Source organism: Escherichia sp. KTE96 (assembly GCF_000408525.1).
GTDB lineage: Bacteria > Pseudomonadota > Gammaproteobacteria > Enterobacterales > Enterobacteriaceae > Escherichia > Escherichia marmotae.
Genome location: NZ_KE137149.1, coordinates 2,959,776 through 2,979,779 on the forward strand (window position 1 = coordinate 2,959,776; position 20,004 = coordinate 2,979,779).

General features: G+C 51.0%; 20 protein-coding genes. 9 read left to right on the plus strand and 11 right to left on the minus strand.

Annotated elements, in window-relative coordinates; all coding sequences use genetic code 11:
• Nucleotides 1-343: 343 nt before the first annotated feature.
• On the minus strand, nt 344-1,735 hold the full coding sequence (gene narK / locus A1WG_RS00845; RefSeq protein WP_001516521.1) for a nitrate transporter NarK: 1,392 nt from the start codon (nt 1,733-1,735) through the stop codon (nt 344-346).
• 338 nt (nt 1,736-2,073) lie between these two features.
• Here narK and narX point away from each other — a divergent pair, with 338 nt between their 5' ends.
• Nucleotides 2,074-3,870: a nitrate/nitrite two-component system sensor histidine kinase NarX gene (narX, locus tag A1WG_RS00840; RefSeq protein WP_000918090.1), complete on the plus strand. Its 1,797-nt coding sequence runs from the start codon at nt 2,074-2,076 to the stop codon at nt 3,868-3,870.
• Nucleotides 3,863-4,513: a two-component system response regulator NarL gene (narL, locus tag A1WG_RS00835; RefSeq protein ID WP_000070491.1), complete on the plus strand. Its 651-nt coding sequence runs from the start codon at nt 3,863-3,865 to the stop codon at nt 4,511-4,513. The genes narX and narL overlap by 8 nt, the downstream gene beginning before the upstream one ends.
• Here narL and A1WG_RS00830 read toward each other — a convergent pair whose 3' ends face one another.
• Nucleotides 4,514-5,908: a YchO/YchP family invasin gene (locus tag A1WG_RS00830; RefSeq protein WP_000087125.1), complete on the minus strand. Its 1,395-nt coding sequence runs from the start codon at nt 5,906-5,908 to the stop codon at nt 4,514-4,516.
• Nucleotides 5,909-6,091: 183 nt separating this feature from the next.
• Between A1WG_RS00830 and ychN the strand changes: the two genes are divergently transcribed.
• The gene (gene ychN / locus A1WG_RS00825; RefSeq protein ID WP_001516522.1) at nt 6,092-6,445 is read left to right on the plus strand and encodes a DsrE/F sulfur relay family protein YchN; all 354 of its coding nucleotides are present in this window, start codon (nt 6,092-6,094) and stop codon (nt 6,443-6,445) included.
• Between the two features lie 43 nt (nt 6,446-6,488).
• Here the strand turns inward: ychN and chaC are convergent, their stop codons facing one another.
• Both chaC and chaB read right to left on the minus strand, forming a co-directional pair.
• Nucleotides 6,489-7,184 carry a glutathione-specific gamma-glutamylcyclotransferase gene (gene chaC, locus A1WG_RS00820; RefSeq protein ID WP_001516523.1) on the minus strand — a complete coding sequence of 232 codons (696 nt, stop codon included), beginning with the start codon at nt 7,182-7,184 and terminating at the stop codon, nt 6,489-6,491.
• Between the two features lie 157 nt (nt 7,185-7,341).
• Nucleotides 7,342-7,572 carry a putative cation transport regulator ChaB gene (chaB, locus tag A1WG_RS00815; protein WP_001146437.1) on the minus strand — a complete coding sequence of 77 codons (231 nt, stop codon included), beginning with the start codon at nt 7,570-7,572 and terminating at the stop codon, nt 7,342-7,344.
• A 268-nt stretch (nt 7,573-7,840) separates the two neighbouring features.
• Here chaB and chaA point away from each other — a divergent pair, with 268 nt between their 5' ends.
• Both chaA and A1WG_RS0122585 read left to right on the plus strand, forming a co-directional pair.
• Entirely contained in the window at nt 7,841-8,941 is a 1,101-nt protein-coding gene (gene chaA, locus A1WG_RS00810) for a sodium-potassium/proton antiporter ChaA (protein WP_001516524.1), read from the plus strand.
• Between the two features lie 408 nt (nt 8,942-9,349).
• Complete coding sequence (locus A1WG_RS0122585; protein WP_032141347.1) at nt 9,350-9,457, plus strand: type I toxin-antitoxin system toxin Ldr family protein; 108 nt, start codon at nt 9,350-9,352, stop codon at nt 9,455-9,457.
• Between the two features lie 179 nt (nt 9,458-9,636).
• Here the strand turns inward: A1WG_RS0122585 and kdsA are convergent, their stop codons facing one another.
• Genes kdsA through hemA form a run of 6 tightly spaced genes read right to left on the minus strand, consistent with a single transcriptional unit; the run spans nt 9,637 to nt 14,942 of the window.
• Complete coding sequence (kdsA, locus tag A1WG_RS00805) at nt 9,637-10,491, minus strand: 3-deoxy-8-phosphooctulonate synthase (RefSeq protein WP_000811071.1); 855 nt, start codon at nt 10,489-10,491, stop codon at nt 9,637-9,639.
• 35 nt (nt 10,492-10,526) lie between these two features.
• Entirely contained in the window at nt 10,527-11,336 is an 810-nt protein-coding gene (gene sirB1 / locus A1WG_RS00800) for an invasion regulator SirB1 (RefSeq protein ID WP_001257034.1), read from the minus strand.
• A 3-nt stretch (nt 11,337-11,339) separates the two neighbouring features.
• On the minus strand, nt 11,340-11,732 hold the full coding sequence (sirB2, locus tag A1WG_RS00795) for an invasion regulator SirB2 (RefSeq protein WP_000200357.1): 393 nt from the start codon (nt 11,730-11,732) through the stop codon (nt 11,340-11,342).
• The gene (prmC, locus tag A1WG_RS00790) at nt 11,729-12,562 is read right to left on the minus strand and encodes a peptide chain release factor N(5)-glutamine methyltransferase (protein ID WP_001516525.1); all 834 of its coding nucleotides are present in this window, start codon (nt 12,560-12,562) and stop codon (nt 11,729-11,731) included. The genes sirB2 and prmC overlap by 4 nt, the downstream gene beginning before the upstream one ends.
• The gene (prfA, locus tag A1WG_RS00785) at nt 12,562-13,644 is read right to left on the minus strand and encodes a peptide chain release factor 1 (protein ID WP_001516526.1); all 1,083 of its coding nucleotides are present in this window, start codon (nt 13,642-13,644) and stop codon (nt 12,562-12,564) included. Before prfA ends, prmC begins: the two co-directional genes overlap by 1 nt.
• Before the next feature lie 41 nt (nt 13,645-13,685).
• On the minus strand, nt 13,686-14,942 hold the full coding sequence (gene hemA, locus A1WG_RS00780; RefSeq protein ID WP_001516527.1) for a glutamyl-tRNA reductase: 1,257 nt from the start codon (nt 14,940-14,942) through the stop codon (nt 13,686-13,688).
• A gap of 213 nt (nt 14,943-15,155) precedes the next feature.
• Here hemA and lolB point away from each other — a divergent pair, with 213 nt between their 5' ends.
• The 4 genes from lolB to dauA all read left to right on the plus strand — a co-directional run bounded on the left by lolB (nt 15,156) and on the right by dauA (nt 19,532).
• Nucleotides 15,156-15,779, plus strand: coding sequence for a lipoprotein insertase outer membrane protein LolB (lolB, locus tag A1WG_RS00775; protein ID WP_001130692.1), 624 nt, complete (start codon nt 15,156-15,158; stop codon nt 15,777-15,779).
• A complete protein-coding gene (gene ispE, locus A1WG_RS00770) occupies nt 15,779-16,630 on the plus strand; it encodes a 4-(cytidine 5'-diphospho)-2-C-methyl-D-erythritol kinase (protein WP_001516528.1) in 852 nt (283 codons plus the stop codon). The genes lolB and ispE overlap by 1 nt, the downstream gene beginning before the upstream one ends.
• 150 nt (nt 16,631-16,780) lie before the next feature.
• Nucleotides 16,781-17,728: a ribose-phosphate diphosphokinase gene (prs, locus tag A1WG_RS00765; protein ID WP_001516529.1), complete on the plus strand. Its 948-nt coding sequence runs from the start codon at nt 16,781-16,783 to the stop codon at nt 17,726-17,728.
• 124 nt (nt 17,729-17,852) lie between these two features.
• Entirely contained in the window at nt 17,853-19,532 is a 1,680-nt protein-coding gene (gene dauA / locus A1WG_RS00760; protein WP_001033338.1) for a C4-dicarboxylic acid transporter DauA, read from the plus strand.
• 59 nt (nt 19,533-19,591) lie between these two features.
• On the opposite strand, the gene ychH is transcribed toward dauA, so the two are convergent.
• The gene (gene ychH, locus A1WG_RS00755) at nt 19,592-19,870 is read right to left on the minus strand and encodes a stress-induced protein YchH (RefSeq protein WP_000823885.1); all 279 of its coding nucleotides are present in this window, start codon (nt 19,868-19,870) and stop codon (nt 19,592-19,594) included.
• Between the last annotated feature and the right edge of the window lie 134 nt (nt 19,871-20,004).

Below are 20,004 nucleotides of genomic sequence, written 5' to 3' on the forward strand. Positions count from 1 at the left end.
CTAATGTTTAAAATGAAGGTAACGCTCTGAAACGTCGTGGGAATTGATAACGATCAAGTGTGGAGGGGATGAAAAATAAAGTAATTTCCTAATATACCCCTTTGGGGTAATTAAAATATTTCACCTAACATATTGTAAGTTAATAACTTTTACATCTAAGCACATTTAAACGCTTCGGATTTTTATACAGGTGGGTATTAAGGAGTATCCCCCATGGATGACATATTAATGATGCTTAATGACGCCGTTGAAATAATTATCCCCCTGAAAGTATGTTGTAACTAAATGACAAATAAAAAAAGCGCGACATTACGCCGCGCAAAGGATAATCAAATATTACGATTTATTTTTTAGAATGCCGACCATATACCACCCAGGTAATTACCACGCAGGCGATATAGAAAATCAAAAATACTTTCATTGCACCGACTGGCGAACCCGTTAATGCCAGTGAGCTACCGAACGCTTTCGGGATAAAGAAGCCACCGATAGCACCAATGGCAGAGATAAAGCCCAGCGCCGCTGCAGTGTCGGTTGCTGCCTCACGCATAGCGCGTTCGTCAGAACCACCTTCTGCTTTCACGCGATCCATCGTCAGTTTACGGAAAATCACGGAAATCATCTGGAAGGTGGAACCACTCCCCAACCCCGCCGTCAGGAACAGCGCGAGGAAGACCGCGAAGAACGCCATGAAACTTCCGCCCTGCCCGTCAGTCGGTAAGGTGAGGAACAGCAGGCCGCTGAAAATCGCCATCAGGACAAAGTTCACCAGCGTTACACGGGTGCCGCCGAGACGGTCAGACAGAGCCCCCCCCGCAGAACGTGCCAGTGCGCCAATAAACGGTCCGAAGAAGGCGTAGTGCAGAATCTGCACATCCGGGAACTGCGTTTTTGACAGCATGGCAAAACCCGCAGAGAAGCCAATGAAGGAGCCGAAAGTCGCCAGATACAGCAAGCTCATAATCCACAGATGACCCCGTTTGAGTACCGGCAACTGCTCCTTGATGGAGGCTTTCGAGGTAGCAAGGTCGTTCATGCCAAACCACGCCGCAATGGTGAAGATGGCGAGGAACGGCACCCATATCCAGGAGGCGTTAGCCAGATACAATTCGCTGCCATCCGGTTGTGTTACGCCCTGGTTACCAAATGCAGCAAAAATCGACAGTGATACCACCAGCGGAGCAACCAACTGCATAACGCTGACGCCCATGTTACCCAGACCACCATTCAGGCCCAGCGCGCCACCCTGTTTCTGCTTCGGAAAGAAGAAGCTGATGTTTGCCATACTGGAAGCGAAGTTCGCGCCAGCAAAGCCGCACAGCAAAGAAATGATGATAAATACGCTGTATGGCGTAGTGGTATCCTGCACGGCAAAACCCAGCCAGACACAAGGAATAATCAGAATACCAGTACTAAACGCCGTCCAGCGACGCCCACCGAAGATTGGAACCATAAAGGAGTATGGCACCCGCAATAATGCGCCAGAAACCGAAGGTAGTGCGGTTAAAAGAAATAGCTGATCGGTCGTAAAATTAAAGCCGACTTTCGGTAAGTTCACCGCGACAGCACTGAATAACATCCATACGCAAAACGCCAGCAGCAGACAGGGAACGGAAATCCACAGGTTGCGGCTGGCAATACGTTGACCGCGTTGTTGCCAGAACGCAGGATCTTCCGGTCGCCAATCTGTAATGACAGCTCCAGTAGCCCTTTCGGGGGCGGATGAGTGACTCATAGACACCTCTGATACTCGTTTCGATGTCTGCCACCTTAGTGGCTGTAGCTAAAGGTAATTTGATATAAATCAAACGACAATATAACTTTATCTATCATTGATATTTATCATTACCCATAGTGAGTACAGAGATTTCATAAAAATTATGAGATTTTTCACGGCGCTGTAAAATCCCTACCCTTACTGATGTAAAACGCCTAACCACACGGCAAATAAGGAGTAACTCTTTCCGGGTATGGGTATACTTCAGCCAATAGCTGAGAATAATGCCATTTCAGAATGTATCATCACATTCATTAAGGTTATTGCTCATTCAAAGCCTGAAGGAAGAGGTTTACATGCTTAAACGTTGTCTCTCTCCGCTCACCCTGGTCAATCAGGTTGCGCTTATTGTTTTGCTTTCTACCGCTATTGGACTGGCGGGGATGGCGGTTTCTGGCTGGCTGGTGCAAGGCGTTCAGGGCAGCGCTCATGCCATCAACAAAGCAGGATCGCTGCGTATGCAAAGTTACCGCCTGCTGGCAGCGGTGCCATTAAGCGAGAAAGACACGCCGTTGCTAAAAGAGATGGAGCAAACCGCCTTTAGCCCAGAATTAAGCCGTGCCGCAGAACGCGACGGGCAACAGGAACAACTAAAAAGTTTGCAGGAGTACTGGCGCAATGAACTCGTTCCAGGACTATTACGTGCGCAAACCAGAGAAACCGTATCGGCAGACGTCAGTCAGTTTGTTGCCGGGCTGGATCAGTTAGTCTCAGGTTTTGATCACACCACTGAAATGCGCATTGAGACGGTGGTGATGGTCCACCGGGTGATGGCGGTGTTTATGACATTGCTCTTGGTCTTCACCATTATCTGGCTGCGAGCGCGACTGCTGCAACCGTGGCGGCAATTGCTGGCGATGGCGAGTGCGGTAAGTCACCGTGATTTTAGCCAGCGGGCACATATCAGCGGTCGCAATGAAATGGCGATGTTAGGAACAGCGCTGAACAATATGTCTGCGGAACTGGCGGAGAGTTATGCCGTACTTGAGCAGCGAGTACGGGAAAAAACCGCCGGTCTGGAACATAAAAATCAGATACTCTCTTTTTTGTGGCAGGCTAACCGTCGTTTGCATTCTCGCGCCCCGCTGTGTGAACGCCTGTCTCCCGTACTCAACGGCTTACAAAATTTAACCCTACTGCGTGATATCGAACTGCGGGTGTATGACACTGAAGATGAAGAGAACCATCAGGAGTTCACCTGCCAGTCGGATATGACCTGCGACGACAAAGGCTGCCAACTCTGCCCGCGCGGCGTATTACCTGTTGGCGATCGCGGCACGACCCTGAAATGGCGACTGACCGATTCTCATATGCAGTACGGAATTTTGCTGGCGACTCTGCCGCAGGGCCGCCATCTAAGCCATGATCAACAGCAACTGGTGGATACGCTGGTTGAGCAATTAACCGCCACTCTGGCACTGGATCGCCATCAGGAACGCCAGCAGCAGTTGATCGTGATGGAAGAGCGTGCCACCATTGCGCGCGAACTGCATGATTCTATTGCCCAATCTCTCTCTTGCATGAAGATGCAGGTGAGTTGTTTACAGATGCAAGGCGACGCGCTGCCAGAAAGCAGCCGCGACCTGTTAAGCCAGATCCGTAACGAACTGAATGCTTCCTGGGCGCAGTTGCGTGAGCTGCTCACCACATTCCGTTTACAGCTCACCGAACCGGGGTTACGCCCGGCACTGGAAGCAAGTTGTGAAGAATACAGCGCCAAATTTGGCTTTCCGGTGAAGCTGGATTACCAATTGCCACCGCGCCTGGTGCCTTCGCATCAGGCAATCCATCTGTTGCAAATTGCCCGTGAGGCATTAAGTAACGCCCTCAAACATTCGCAAGCGAGCGAGGTCGTGGTAACAGTGGCGCAAAACGATAATCAGGTCAAACTGACCGTCCAGGATAACGGCTGCGGAGTGCCTGAAAATGCCATCCGCAGCAATCACTACGGCATGATAATTATGCGTGACCGTGCGCAAAGTCTGCGTGGCGACTGCCGCGTCCGCCGTCGTGAATCAGGTGGCACCGAAGTGGTGGTCACTTTTATTCCCGAAAAAAATTTCACAGACGTCCAAGGAGATACCCATGAGTAATCAGGAACCGGCTACTATCCTGCTGATCGACGATCACCCGATGCTGCGAACTGGCGTAAAACAGCTTATCAGCATGGCCCCCGATATCACCGTGGTTGGCGAAGCAAGTAATGGCGAGCAGGGTATTGAACTGGCGGAATCTCTCGATCCGGATCTGATTCTGCTTGATCTGAATATGCCCGGCATGAACGGTCTGGAAACGCTGGATAAACTGCGTGAAAAATCTTTATCCGGTCGCATTGTGGTATTCAGCGTCTCTAACCATGAAGAGGACGTGGTCACCGCCCTGAAACGCGGCGCAGATGGCTATCTGTTAAAAGATATGGAGCCGGAAGATCTGTTGAAAGCGTTACATCAGGCTGCTGCTGGCGAAATGGTATTAAGCGAGGCGTTAACCCCCGTTCTGGCCGCCAGCCTGCGTGCTAACCGCGCGACTACTGAACGCGACGTCAACCAGTTAACGCCGCGCGAGCGCGATATTTTGAAGCTGATTGCTCAGGGCTTACCGAATAAGATGATTGCCCGCCGCCTGGACATCACAGAAAGCACGGTAAAAGTACATGTGAAGCACATGCTGAAAAAAATGAAGCTCAAATCTCGTGTGGAAGCCGCGGTATGGGTGCATCAGGAACGTATTTTCTGATTATGGTTCCCAGCGCAGTTCGTCCTTTGCCATCGCATCGAAAGGTTCGGCAAGCGTTAGCGTGATCTCATTGGAGGAGACACGCTGTCCCTGGTTATCTTCCACCACCACCGACAATCGCCAGTGATTGCTCGCCCCTTCCCCGCTCTGCCAGTCCGGCATGATCAGCGTCCAGCCATCCGTACTGTTGGCAGTTGCTCCCGACGTCAGACTTAACATCTGCGTATCTCCCTGCCAGATCAATTGGCGAATACCGTAACGACTGTGGATTTGTAATTTCAGCGGTACAGATTCGCCGGGTTTAAGATCCCAGGGCGGCGTCGCCAGAAACACCGTTAAAGTTTTACGCTGATGATACTCAATAACCGGCAAATTATTTCGCTGCGGATTGTCATAGCGACTACCGCGCAGCGACTGACTTTCCGCAACTTCACCAGCAGACAGTTGTTTATTGAGCGGCACGCCAAAACGGTAGTTAATATTCAGTCCGAGGTTATTTTGGCGTTCTCCACTTTCGCCTTGTTTATGCTGGGCGGTCACTGTGACGAGTGGCACAGGTGTGTAATTTAGCCCCAGACTCAAGGCAACTGGATTGTGATACCCCGTGCCAGAGTTAAACAGATCAACACTCTGGCCAAAATATTGTTCGACGCTGACGCTGGTGTTGATATGTTGGTAAAACGGCATTCGCATTCGGGCGGTCAGATCGTAACCGCGCGCCATACGTTGCTCAAGCGAAGCTGTCTGTTCACGCCATGAGGCAAAAGGCTGATAATAATTTGCCGACAGGCGCAGATATTCTCCCCAGGCTTCAGCACCAAAGCCTGCCCGCTGAAGATTTTCATCCAACAAGTTGTCATAAAACGTGTTGTATCCCATCAACCACGAGCCATGCTTCCAGCGTTGACCCACGCCAAGATTACTTACCAGACCATCGTCTTGCTGGGTCAGTCCAACCTGGCTCCATGTGAGATAGCGCTCGTTATCCAGCAACGGTACAAACCAGCTTCCCCGACTTCCGGTGAAATGTCCTTCGTTATCCACTTTGACGTCAACACTGGCGTTCCCCCACGGCGAAAGCCAGGATTCTACATGCTGATTAACCTGCTGGCTAAGCGCATCACGGACTTTTCCCAGCGCAAAGGCTTTCGCTTGTTCGCCTGTATCCTGACCGTTATCAGTCATACTGGTTTCACCAAAATCTTTCACAATTTCAGCGAAGTGTTTTTCACCGTCATGATTTTCCGGTGCCATTCCTAAATCCGGCAGACCATCATTATCGTTATCAAAAGGATTTGCCGATTGCTGCTCAAAGGATGGCTGTGCATCAGCCATACCGCCTGCCAGCAGCAAGAGTAAAAAAAGCGGGATAACACGAAAGACGATACGGCTCAAAACGTCAGTAGTTTCCGATAAAAATGAACACTCATTACTTTATAGAATAACGATTACTGGTAACTTTTCTCGTACTTTCTCACGCTTTATGGAAAATCCTAAAAATGCGGCAAATTGGTCAGACAGCACAAAAACAGTAAGATATAAATAGAAAGTCTAATTCTCTGAATACAGGAGTGAATAATGCAAAAAATCGTGATCGTTGCCAATGGAGCCCCCTACGGGAGTGAATCCTTATTTAACAGCCTGCGGCTGGCCATTGCGCTACGAGAGCAGAAGAGCGACCTGGATCTGCGTCTGTTTCTGATGTCTGATGCGGTCACTGCCGGATTGCGCGGACAAAAACCAGGGGAAGGCTACAATATTCAGCAAATGCTGGAGATCCTCACGGCGCAAAATGTACCCGTGAAACTGTGCAAGACCTGCACCGATGGTCGCGGCATCAGCCCACTTCCGCTGATTGACGGGGTTGAAATTGGCACCCTGATCGAACTGGCGCAATGGACGCTGGCAGCCGATAAAGTGCTCACATTTTAATGTCTGGCGGGGCGTCCGACGCCCCACTATGACAGATGTTTCATCAGGCAAATCCTGGCCGTAACACACCATCCGGAAAATTATCCGCCAGCAGTTTTTTCACCGACACCAGCAAATCATTTAACCCGTCATCCTGCATCCCCAGCTTGATAAGCTCTTGTTCCAGTGAAAACAGGTATTGTGCGTTGGTTCCCAGCGGACCGCTCGCTGACGCAATCAACGGCGCGATGACCTGAGCACGAGTGTCGGATTCATATTCTGGATGCCGTGGATCCATAATAAATACCAGTGCGTTTACTGTGCGCCCGTCATCAAGATCAAGCTGGCACCAGGTTGGCAGATAACAGCCAGTAATCATCTCCCGCTTCCACAGCAAAGTCAGTTCCTGCTCGAGCGACCCTTCCGGTAAGCGATACGCCACCCCTGTGGTGCGACCGCCCTCTTTCAGGGCAAGCATCCGTCCCGGCTGGTGCACTGTCCCGCGCCCCGCGGTCAGACGCAGGCAAAACGCCCGGTGCCACCCAACCAGCGTACCGGTACACGACTCGATAAACTCCAGCGCCGGATTCCACATCAGCGACCCATAGCCGAAGATCCACACCGGTCCGTTATCAGGACGGCAAGCCAGCGTCGCCGCCAGCGAGGCCGCCCGTTGTTCTGCTGACCATAAGAGTGATTCTTCAATGGCACCAAATGCCGTTTTACAATCGGCATTCATTAAGAAATCACGCGTTATCACCTTATACCTCCGCCACTGCATACTTCCTTGCGACAACTTATTGGTGTCTTCCGGACATTTTTACTGCTCATTTTGAAACCACTCTCGGGACAATATGCATTTCTCAGACCACTTGCAAGGAGACGCCGCACGAATAGCTTTAGTTCATCTCCGGGGATTACTCTTTTTTATGCCATTTATCATCATCCCCTTTGGCATATTCATGTTTCACTGCGGACCAGGCCACTTTATGCGCTGTCTCTTCACGACTGGCGTCATCACGCCGATCTTCTTTATCTTTATATTGATCCCAGGCGCTGTTGAATGCCTCTTTATAGATATCCTGGGCATGAGACGGTAGAACGTGTTTTACATTTTCTGGCAGATCGCTTTTTGTTTTATACGGCATTATTGACTCCTTTTTAAAGGTGAACTTTAAGTGTGGTCAACAATACCCGCGCTTGCCAGCGTATAAGAATTCCCACGTTAGAATCTTCTTAAGAGACGCTAATACAAACATTGGCTAAACGCGTTGATTATTTTTATCCCCCAAAGAGTAAAAAAGCGGCAGCGGGGTAAAATTTCGTAAAATGTTACCGATATCCAGACACTTTCTGTTATTTTTTCCACCGATTTATTACATTTCCGACAAATTCATCTGCAAAGGGATAACCATAATGACAAATGCTCACGAGGCGGTAAAAACCCGCCACAAGGAGACCTCGCTTATTTTCCCGGTTCTGGCGCTGGTGGTGCTGTTCCTGTGGGGAAGCGCTCAGACACTACCAGTGGTCATTGCCATCAACCTTCTTGCGCTTATTGGTATTTTAAGCAGTGCCTTTAGTGTTGTCCGTCATGCTGACGTATTAGCGCATCGCCTGGGTGAACCTTATGGTTCTCTTATTCTTAGCCTTTCAGTGGTTATTCTTGAAGTCAGTCTGATCTCAGCCTTAATGGCGACCGGCGATGCCGCGCCGACGTTAATGCGAGATACGCTCTATTCAATCATTATGATTGTTACCGGTGGGCTGGTTGGTTTTTCATTACTGTTGGGCGGACGCAAATTTGCCACCCAATATATGAATCTGTTTGGTATTAAACAGTATTTGATCGCCCTGTTTCCGCTAGCAATTATTGTGCTGGTATTCCCGATGGCTCTGCCTGCGGCGAATTTCTCAACCGGTCAGGCGTTACTGGTGGCATTAATTTCCGCGGCAATGTACGGCGTATTTTTGCTGATTCAGACCAAAACGCACCAGAGTCTGTTTGTCTATGAGCACGAGGATGACAGCGATGATGACGATCCGCACCACGGCAAACCGTCTGCCCATAGCAGTCTGTGGCATGCTGTCTGGTTGATTATCCATCTGATAGCGGTGATTGCAGTCACCAAAATGAACGCCAGCCCACTGGAAACGCTCCTCACCAGCATGAATGCCCCGGTGGCCTTTACCGGTTTCCTGGTGGCACTGTTGATTCTTTCGCCGGAAGGTTTAGGGGCGTTAAAAGCCGTATTAAACAACCAGGTCCAGCGTGCGATGAATCTGTTCTTTGGTTCGGTATTAGCGACAATTTCGCTGACCGTACCTGTCGTGACGCTGATCGCCTTTCTGACGGGCAACGAATTGCAGTTTGCTCTTGGTGCACCGGAGATGGTGGTGATGGTGGCCTCTTTAGTACTGTGTCATATCTCATTCTCCACCGGGCGTACTAACGTCCTCAACGGCGCAGCGCATCTGGCTCTGTTTGCCGCCTATTTGATGACGATATTTGCCTGACATTGATATCTCCCCTGATGACAGAGATCGGGGGAGATAAGAAAAATCCCTCCGTGTTTCATCTCTTTTAACCTTCCTGAGTAATTCATTAATCAGAATTGCGAGCCTGTGCCACCGCTTGCACGAAATCACTGCAACAGTTGGTGAAAATCCGGAATGTACTCTTCATTACGAACGTTTCAGGGGTGAAGTAAAGAAAACTTGAAGTGTAGTATCCACGCCAAGCCGGAGTTATCCGGTGAGGCGCAATGTTGTGGGGGCTTTATCCCTGGCGGCATTGGTTGCTGGAAAGAGAAAACCCCCGCACGTTGAGAGGTCAAACCTGACAACAGAACGGGGGCTAATCTTGAAACCAGACACTTCAAGAATAGCCGCAAAACGTTGTCATTACAACAAAAAGGCGGCTATATGACGCTCGCGCAGTTTGCCATAACTTTCTGGCACGACCTGGCAGCACCGATCCTTGCGGGAATTATCACCGCAGCGATTGTCGGCTGGTGGCGTAACCGGAAATAAGGTGAAGACGGGTGTCAGGCTGCCGTGATGGCAATATGCGCCCGAAACCGGCCGCAGGAGTAACAACCTGCGGCCTTTTTTGTATCCTTTGGCCATAAAAAACTGCACCTTAATCAGTTGGGTGTCCAACTTTTGGGGTGCAGCCAAAACGCTAAGGCTTTTGTTTTTAAGCAAAAAGATTACTTGCTGGTATCGAGTTCTTCGAAACCTTTAACCAGCTCATCAATTGCTTTCATCTGCTTGAGGAATGGTTCCAGTTTCGCCAGCGGCAGCGCGGATGGACCATCGCATTTCGCATGTTCCGGATCCGGATGCGCTTCAATAAACAAACCAGCCAGACCGACTGCCATACCGGCACGTGCCAGTTCGGCCACCTGGGCACGACGACCACCGGAAGCTGCACCAAACGGATCGCGGCATTGCAGTGCGTGGGTAACGTCGAAAATTACCGGCGAGTTGCCAGACACTTTCTTCATTACGCTGAAGCCCAGCATATCGACAACCAGGTTGTCATAACCGAAGTTAGCGCCACGATCGCAAAGAATAACTTTTTCGTTGCCGCCTTCTTTGAATTTATCAACGATGTTACCCATCTGGCCTGGGCTGACAAACTGTGGTTTCTTGACGTTAATTACCGCACCAGTTTTCGCCATGGCTTCCACCAGATCGGTCTGGCGAGCAAGAAAGGCCGGTAGCTGAATCACATCCACAACATCAGCAACAGGCTGTGCCTGGCTTGGCTCGTGAACGTCGGTGATAATTTTTACGCCAAAAGTTTGCTTCAGCTCCTGGAAGATTTTCATCCCTTCTTCCAGGCCCGGCCCACGATAAGAGTGGATGGAGGAGCGGTTGGCTTTGTCAAAAGAGGCTTTGAACACGTAAGGGATACCCAATTTCTGGGTTACGGTTACGTAGTGCTCGCAAATGCGCATCGCCAGATCGCGGGATTCCAGCACGTTCATACCGCCAAACAGCACGAACGGCAGGTCATTTGCTACGTTGATGTCGCCAATGCTAACCACTTTTTGTTTCATAGGATCGCCTTAATCTTAAGTAAAATGTCGATTAATTAATGCAGCACAATATGTTTATGCGCGATGTTATTAATTTGCGCACGGATCATTTCGCTGATCGGGTCTTCCGGACACTGTTCAACGAAATAACTTAAATCATTCAACGCAACGTGTTCGCAATCCAGTTGCGCATAAATCAACCCGCGATCGCGAATTTCATACGGATCTTCCGGGTTGAACTGTAATAAGGCTTCGCTGGTGCGTAATGCAAGTTCCATCTGGTTTTCTTCCATCAGTGATGCTTTCAGCGTATCCAGCAGCTTGCGGATAACCTCAATGTTATCTGCTTCATCCAGGTCTTCATAAAACAGTTCCGCAGATGGGCTGATATTTCCCTTTAACCATATATCCAGCATATGTTCGCTTAACGATTCGCCGTTAAAAGGGTTAATCAGCCAAATTTCGCCATCCGAACATTCAATGCGCAAAATAAGCTGCGTCGGGAAAATCACCGGCAGTAGCGGCAAATCGAGACGATTAGCGACCCACAACAAAATGGCACCTAACGATACCGCACTGCCCTGCCTGTTCTTCAACACATGGTCAAGCCATAAAGCATCGGAGAGGCGATAAACACCGCGTGAGGCTTTAAACCCCCATTCGCCGTAAAACAGCGCGATCAATTTTTCCAACTGCTCTTCTAAAGGTAGAAGCTGGTTAATTTCTTCCTTCGCCAGACTAACGAGACGCTCCAGTTCGTCGTATACATCTTGCGAGGGAAAATCGCGGCGGATTGCTTCGCAAGCCAGGATCATGCCTTCGCACAGCGGCGCTTTATTAAATTCGAAATCAGCTAACGATCTCATGACTTACCCCAGTAACGGTACTTTTGTGGTGGCGAGTTTAATGATGATGTACAGCACCACCAGCGCCAGCGGGAAGGTAATAATGCGCACCTGCTGACTGTGCACCCGACGGTAATCGAGAGCAATAAAACCCAAAACGATATAAATGATAACTCCAAACAGCTTTTCAGTCAGCCATTGTGCCTGCCCGGAAAATGGCAGGATGTGCGCTTTAGCCATCAGCGCAACGCCGCTGAACAATAATACTGTATCAATAACTGGCGGCAATACTCGCGTCCAGCGAGCAAATGCCAGTGAATGCTCCTGGTAGCGTAACCAAAAACGCAGGGCTAAAAAGCCGACAGAAAGCACGATACTGATGAGATGAACGCAAAGCAGCGTGTTGAAACTTGTCATCGATAATAGCGACCAAGCGTCACGCGCTCGTTATCACCGTAGTCACGACAGGTTTCGACATCACGATAACCCGCCTGCATAAATGCCTGCCGCACCACTTCGCCCTGCTGCCAGCCATGTTCCAGAAGCAGAAATCCGCCGGATGCGAGTGCATTACGCGACTGTTCGATGATGTGAACGATATCAGCCATACCGCTGTCTGCCGCAACCAGCGCCGACAACGGCTCAAAGCGGACATCGCCTTGTTGAAGATGTGGATCCTGCTCGTCGATATACGGTGGATTGCTAACAATCATCGCAAACTGCTGCTCGTCAAGTGCACTAAACCAGTCGCTTTGCAGGATATGGATATTTTTAATCGCCAGATGCTGTGCATTGCGCTTTGCAAGGGCAACTGCATCAGGCATTCGGTCAACCGCCGTAACATCACAATCCGGGCGTTCACTGGCCAATGCCAGGGCTATCGCCCCGGTGCCAGTACCAAGATCGAGAATGCGACAAGGCCGTTCAGGCAAGCGTGTCAGCGCCTGTTCTACCAGACATTCGGTGTCCGGACGAGGAATCAAGGTCGCTGGCGAAACAAACAACGGCAACGACCAGAATTCACGCACACCGGTTAAATGAGCAACGGGTTCACCGGCGCGACGACGCGCCAGCAGCGCGTCGAGTTGCTCTCGTTGCTCGTCAGTCAGGTGCGTTTCACCAAAGGCGAGAATGTAAGTGCGTCCCTTGCCGGTAACATGTTCCAACAAAATTTCAGCATCGCGCCGCGGGCTTTCACTCGCCTGAAGTTGGTTTATTGCTCCGCGCAACCATTGTTGATATTCCATTATTCTTGCTCGGACAACGCCGCAAGTTGGTCAGCCTGATGTTCCTGAATAATCGGTTCAATCAGCATATCCAGCTTACCTTCCATCACTTCATCCAGACGGTAGAGCGTCAGGTTGATACGGTGATCGGTGACGCGCCCCTGTGGGAAGTTATAGGTACGGTTACGGTCGCTGCGATCGCCACTCCCCAGCAGGTTACGGCGGGTCGAGGCTTCCGCCTGCTGGCGTTTTGCCATTTCCGCCGCATGGATGCGAGCACCGAGCACTGAAAGCGCCTTCGCTTTGTTTTTATGCTGTGAACGTTCATCCTGACATTCAACAACGATGCCGGTCGGCAAGTGGGTAATACGGATTGCCGAATCGGTGGTGTTAACGTGCTGACCTCCCGCTCCTGAAGAGCGGAAAGTATCAATGCGCAAATCCGCCGGGTTGATATCTGGCAGTTCCGCTTCTGGCAGTTCCGGCATTACAGCAACGGTACAAGCAGAAGTATGGATCCGCCCCTGCGATTCCGTGGCAGGGACACGCTGCACGCGATGACCACCGGATTCAAATTTCAACCGACCATACACACCATCGCCGCTGATTTTAGCAATGATCTCTTTATAACCACCATGTTCACCCTCACTGGCGCTCATGATTTCCACACGCCAGCGACGGGTTTCCGCGTAGCGGCTGTACATGCGGAACAGATCGCCAGCAAACAACGCGGCTTCATCGCCGCCGGTTCCGGCGCGCACTTCGAGGAAGGCGTTGCGTTCGTCATCAGGATCTTTTGGCAGCAAAAGAACCTGAAGTTGTTGTTCCAGTTGCTCGCTTTTCTCTTTCGCTTCGCACAGTTCATCCTGCGCCATCTCACGCATTTCTGGATCGTCGAGCATCATCTGTGCGGTTTCGATATCTTCCTGCACTTGTTGCCAGTCGGTGAAACAGCGCGAAACATCACTTAACTGCGCATATTCACGAGATAATGCGCGAAAACGATCCTGGTCAGCGATGGTTTGCGCATCACCCAGCAATGCCTGAACTTCTTCATGGCGTTCATGCAGGGCTTCCAGTTTGGCAACGATAGAAGGCTTCATAGGCGTAAATGCACCCTGTAAAAAAAGAAAATGATGTACTGCTACTCCAGCCCGAGGCTGTCGCGCAGAATATTCAGGCGTTCGTTATCCCCGTCACGGGCGGCCTGTTGGAGTGATTTCGTTGGCGCATGGATCAGGCGGTTAGTCAGTTTCCATGCCAGATCCTGCATAATGGCTTGCGCGTCGCCGCCTTGTTCAAGAGCCGCTAACGCTTTGGCGGTTAACTCATCGCGAACCTGCTCTGCCTGACTGCGATAATCGCGAATGGTTTCACTGGCGCTTTGTGCACGCAGCCACGCCATAAATTCGCTGGCTTCCTGAGCGACGATGGTTTCCGCCTCCACGGCGGCAGCTTTACGCTGTGCCAGATTGTGCGAAATGATGCTTTGCAGATCATCAACGCTGTAAAGGTAGGCGTTCGCCAGTTTGCCGACTTCCGGCTCGACATCGCGCGGAACGGCAATATCCACCAGCAGCATCGGTTGATTGCGACGGCTTTTTAATGCACGCTCCACCATGCCTTTACCGATGATCGGCAATGGGCTGGCGGTAGAACTAATGATGATATCGGCTTCACGCAGACGTTCATCGATGTCGCTCAATGCAATCACTTCCGCGCCAACTTCATCTGCCAAAATTTGTGCTCGTTCGCGAGTACGGTTGGCGATAATCATCTTCTGCACTTTATGTTCGCGCAGATGACGTGCCACCAGCTCAATAGTTTCGCCCGCCCCTACCAGTAATACCGTCACCGTAGAGAGTGATTCAAAGATCTGTCGCGCCAGTGTACAAGCCGCAAAAGCGACAGACACGGCACTGGCACCAATATCTGTTTCGGTACGAACGCGTTTCGCTACAGAAAAAGATTTCTGGAACATGCGCTCCAGTTCGCTCGCCTTCATATGGCCTTTTTGCGAATCGGCAAACGCTTTTTTCACCTGGCCGAGAATTTGCGGCTCGCCCAGAACCAGTGAATCCAGACCACTGGCGACACGCATTAAGTGGCTAACCGCATCGTTATCCTGATGCCAGTAGAGGCTATTACGCAGATCTTCTTCATTAAGATTATGGTAATCGCACAACCAGCGAATAAGCGCCTCTTGCAGGTTATCCTGTTCTTCAACGCTAAGATAAAGTTCTGTGCGGTTACACGTCGACAGCACCACGCCGCCCTGCACCATCGGCTGCGCGAGCAGGCTGTCCAGCGCCTGATCGAGCTTATCCGGCGAAAACGATACACGTTCTCGCAGCGATACAGGTGCCGTTTTATGGTTGATACCGAGTGCTAAAAGGGTCATGTCTGCGGGAAATAATACCAACGTTGATATGGTTAGTCTGCTCGCATCATACAGGATGCGCGGGATCAATAAAAGAGAGCGCCCCCTTTTGGAGTAATTGCCGAAACCCGTTAGATTCTGGCAATTAAGACAACTTGAACATAGACGATAGCGGACGGTAACGCTAGCATTAAGGGTTATAACTGCAACGTATCTCAAGGACTTGTCATCATTATGCCCCTGCCCGATTTTCGTCTTATCCGCCTGCTACCGCTGGCAGCCCTCGTGCTCACTGCCTGTTCCGTTACCACGCCCAAAGGTCCAGGCAAAAGCCCGGATTCGCCACAGTGGCGTCAGCATCAGCAAGACGTTCGTAATCTTAATCAGTATCAGACTCGCGGTGCGTTTGCTTATATTTCCGATCAACAGAAAGTCTACGCCCGCTTTTTCTGGCAGCAAACCGGTCAGGATCGTTACCGTCTGCTGCTGACTAACCCATTGGGCAGCACCGAGCTGGAGCTGAATGCGCAACCAGGTAACGTGCAGTTAGTGGATAACAAAGGCCAGCGGTACACCGCTGATGATGCCGAAGAGATGATAGGCAAATTGACCGGGATGCCAATACCGCTCAATAGTCTGCGTCAGTGGATTTTAGGTTTGCCGGGAGACGCGACCGACTACAAACTGGACGATCAATATCGCCTGAGTGAAATCACCTACAGCCAGAACGGCAAAAACTGGAAAGTGGTATACGGTGGTTATGACACTAAAACGCAACCAGCGATGCCTGCCAATATGGAGCTCACCGACGGCGGTCAGCGCATCAAGTTAAAAATGGATAACTGGATAGTGAAATAATGCGGACTCAGTGGCCTTCTCCGGCAAAACTTAATCTGTTTTTATACATTACCGGTCAGCGTGCGGACGGCTACCACACGTTGCAAACGCTGTTTCAGTTTCTTGATTACGGCGACACCATCAACATTGAACTTCGTGACGATGGGGAAATTCGCCTGTTAACGCCCGTTGAAGGCGTGGAAAACGAAGATAACCTGATTGTTCGCGCGGCACGCTTGCTGATGAAAACAGCAGCCGCCAGCGGGCGTCTTCCGGCGGGAAGCGGTGCAGATATCAGTATTGACAAGCGTTTGCCGATGGGCGGCGGTCTGGGCGGCGGTTCATCCAATGCCGCGACTGTTCTGGTGGCGTTAAATCATCTCTGGCAATGTGGACTCAGCATCGAGGAGCTGGCGAAAATGGGGCTGACGCTGGGCGCTGATGTACCTGTCTTTGTGCGTGGTCATGCTGCTTTTGCCGAAGGCGTTGGCGAAATATTAACACCGGTGGATCCGCCAGAAAAATGGTATCTGGTAGCACACCCTGGTGTGAGTATTCCGACACCGGTAATTTTTAAAGATCCCGAACTCCCGCGCAACACGCCGAAAAGGTCAATAGAAACGTTGCTAAAATGTGAATTTAGCAATGATTGCGAGGTTATCGCAAGAAAACGTTTTCGCGAGGTTGATGCGGTGCTTTCCTGGCTGTTAGAATACGCCCCGTCGCGCCTGACTGGGACAGGGGCCTGTGTCTTTGCTGAATTTGATACAGAGTCTGAAGCCCGCCAGGTGCTAGAGCAAGCCCCGGAATGGCTCAATGGCTTTGTGGCGAAAGGCGTCAACCTTTCCCCATTGCACAGAGCCATGCTTTAAGCCGGGCAAGCTGAGTTTCGGTGACAACGTCACCTTGTTCCAGACGTTGCATCGCGCTCTTTAATACACCGCCTGGAAAGAATATTGCCTGGCCCGCACAGTTTTCGGCAGATTCTTTCCACCAATGGACGCATGCCTGAGGTTCTTCTCGTGCCTGATATGAAGCTTTTTGCTGGTAACGCCACCCCGGAACTAGCACAACGTATTGCCAACCGCTTGTACACTTCACTCGGCGACGCCGCTGTAGGTCGCTTTAGCGACGGCGAAGTCAGCGTACAAATCAACGAAAATGTACGCGGTGGTGATATTTTCATCATCCAGTCCACTTGTGCCCCTACTAACGACAACCTGATGGAATTAGTCGTTATGGTTGATGCCCTGCGTCGTGCTTCCGCAGGTCGTATCACCGCTGTTATCCCCTACTTTGGCTATGCGCGCCAGGACCGTCGCGTCCGTTCCGCTCGTGTACCAATCACTGCGAAAGTGGTTGCAGACTTCCTCTCCAGCGTCGGTGTTGACCGTGTGCTGACAGTGGATCTGCACGCTGAACAGATTCAGGGTTTCTTCGACGTTCCGGTTGATAACGTATTTGGTAGCCCGATCCTGCTGGAAGACATGCTGCAGCTGAATCTGGATAACCCGATTGTGGTTTCTCCGGACATCGGCGGCGTTGTGCGTGCCCGCGCTATCGCTAAGCTGTTGAACGATACCGATATGGCAATCATCGATAAACGTCGCCCACGTGCGAACGTTTCCCAGGTGATGCATATCATCGGTGACGTTGCAGGTCGTGACTGCGTACTGGTCGATGACATGATCGACACTGGCGGTACGCTGTGTAAAGCTGCTGAAGCGCTGAAAGAACGTGGTGCTAAACGTGTATTTGCGTATGCGACTCACCCGATCTTCTCTGGCAACGCGGCGAACAACCTGCGTAACTCTGTAATTGATGAAGTCGTTGTCTGCGATACTATTCCGCTGAGCGATGAAATCAAATTACTGCCGAACGTGCGTACTCTGACCCTGTCAGGTATGCTGGCCGAAGCGATTCGTCGTATCAGCAACGAAGAATCGATCTCTGCTATGTTCGAACATTAATCGAACCCGGCTCAAAGACCCGCTGCGGCGGGTTTTTTTGTCTGTAATATCCATTTGTATGACCTATGCCTCCTTCACCTGCCATTTAGTTGACAGATGATGCGCTCACGGATGAAACATTATTGTGAACAAAATATTCTCCTCACATGTGATGCCTTTCCGCGCTCTGATCGACGCTTGCTGGAAAGAAAAATACACTGCCGCACGGTTTACCCGTGACCTGATTGCCGGGATTACCGTCGGGATTATTGCTATTCCGCTGGCAATGGCGTTAGCAATTGGCAGTGGCGTAGCTCCACAGTACGGTTTATACACCGCTGCTGTTGCAGGGATTGTCATTGCTCTGACGGGTGGGTCGCGCTTTAGCGTCTCCGGTCCGACTGCGGCATTTGTGGTAATTCTCTATCCTGTTTCGCAACAGTTTGGACTGGCAGGCCTGCTGGTTGCGACATTGTTGTCTGGGATCTTTTTGATCCTGATGGGGCTGGCACGCTTTGGCCGCCTGATTGAGTATATTCCGGTTTCCGTTACCTTAGGCTTCACCTCGGGTATCGGGATCACCATCGGTACGATGCAGATTAAAGATTTTCTCGGTCTGCAAATGGCTCATGTCCCGGAACATTATCTGCAAAAAGTTGGCGCATTATTTATGGCGCTGCCGACGATTAACGTGGGTGATGCCGCAATTGGTATTGTTACGCTTGGGATCCTGATTTTCTGGCCGCGCCTGGGCATCCGTTTACCTGGTCACCTTCCAGCATTGCTGGCCGGTTGTGCGGTGATGGGAATTGTTAACCTGCTCGGCGGGCATGTTGCTACCATCGGCTCGCAATTCCACTACGTTCTGGCCGATGGCTCCCAGGGTAACGGTATCCCGCAACTGCTGCCGCAGTTGGTGCTACCGTGGGATCTGCCCAATTCAGAATTCACGCTAAGCTGGGACTCCATTCGCACTCTTCTGCCTGCAGCATTCTCAATGGCAATGCTCGGGGCGATTGAATCTCTGCTCTGCGCTGTGGTACTGGATGGTATGACCGGGACGAAACACAAAGCGAATAGTGAGCTGGTCGGCCAGGGGCTGGGGAATATCATTGCCCCATTCTTTGGCGGTATTACCGCTACAGCCGCGATCGCGCGTTCTGCCGCTAACGTCCGTGCCGGGGCGACTTCCCCCATCTCGGCGGTAATTCACTCTATTCTGGTTATTCTTGCCCTGCTGGTACTGGCACCGCTGCTTTCCTGGCTGCCGCTTTCCGCCATGGCTGCCCTGCTGCTGATGGTGGCGTGGAACATGAGTGAAGCGCATAAAGTGGTCGATTTGCTGCGTCATGCGCCGAAGGATGACATCATCGTCATGCTGCTGTGCATGTCACTGACCGTGCTGTTTGATATGGTTATTGCCATCAGCGTAGGGATCGTGCTGGCATCGCTGCTGTTTATGCGCCGTATCGCCCGTATGACTCGCCTGGCTCCGGTAGCAGTAGACGTGCCTGACGATGTACTGGTTCTGCGTGTTATCGGCCCGCTGTTTTTCGCTGCGGCTGAAGGTCTGTTCACTGAACTGGAATCACGTCTGGAAGGAAAACGAATTGTTATTCTGAAGTGGGATGCCGTTCCGGTGCTTGATGCCGGTGGTCTTGATGCGTTCCAGCGTTTTGTGAAGCGACTGCCTGAAGGGTGTGAACTGCGCGTGTGTAACGTGGAATTTCAGCCTCTGCGCACAATGGCTCGATCCGGTATTCAACCGATTCCGGGACGCCTGGCGTTCTTCCCGAATCGCAGCGCAGCGATGGCTGATCTGTAAGAAAGGCATTAAATTGACCAGTCAGCGCAAACTGACTGGTCAGTAAACTGCATTATACATTAACTATGACGACGATTATCGCTACGGCGGCAACGTTTGTCATAGTGGCGAACCCACCAGTAACGGTCGCACACCTGTTCATGCCCACCAACACGGGCACCCGCCAGCCAGAGAATGGCACCGACGAAAATACTCAGCACTGCACCATGTGCGAAATACTGGGGCATATTAAACTGTGGTAACTGGTTGAGGATTGAATACCCCACGCCAACCACCATCACCACCAGACCCAACCCCATGAGCACGTTACCGAGTAACGAAGCGTTTTTGCGTTTCATATGTCACCTCCGGAACTTTCTGGGTTGTAACAGGGAATACCCCTCATCCTTATGTGTAAAGTATAGACAACACCCTGTGGCTTATGTGCGGGTGTGATCACAATTACCCCCTTTATTTCAACAAAACTTTACAA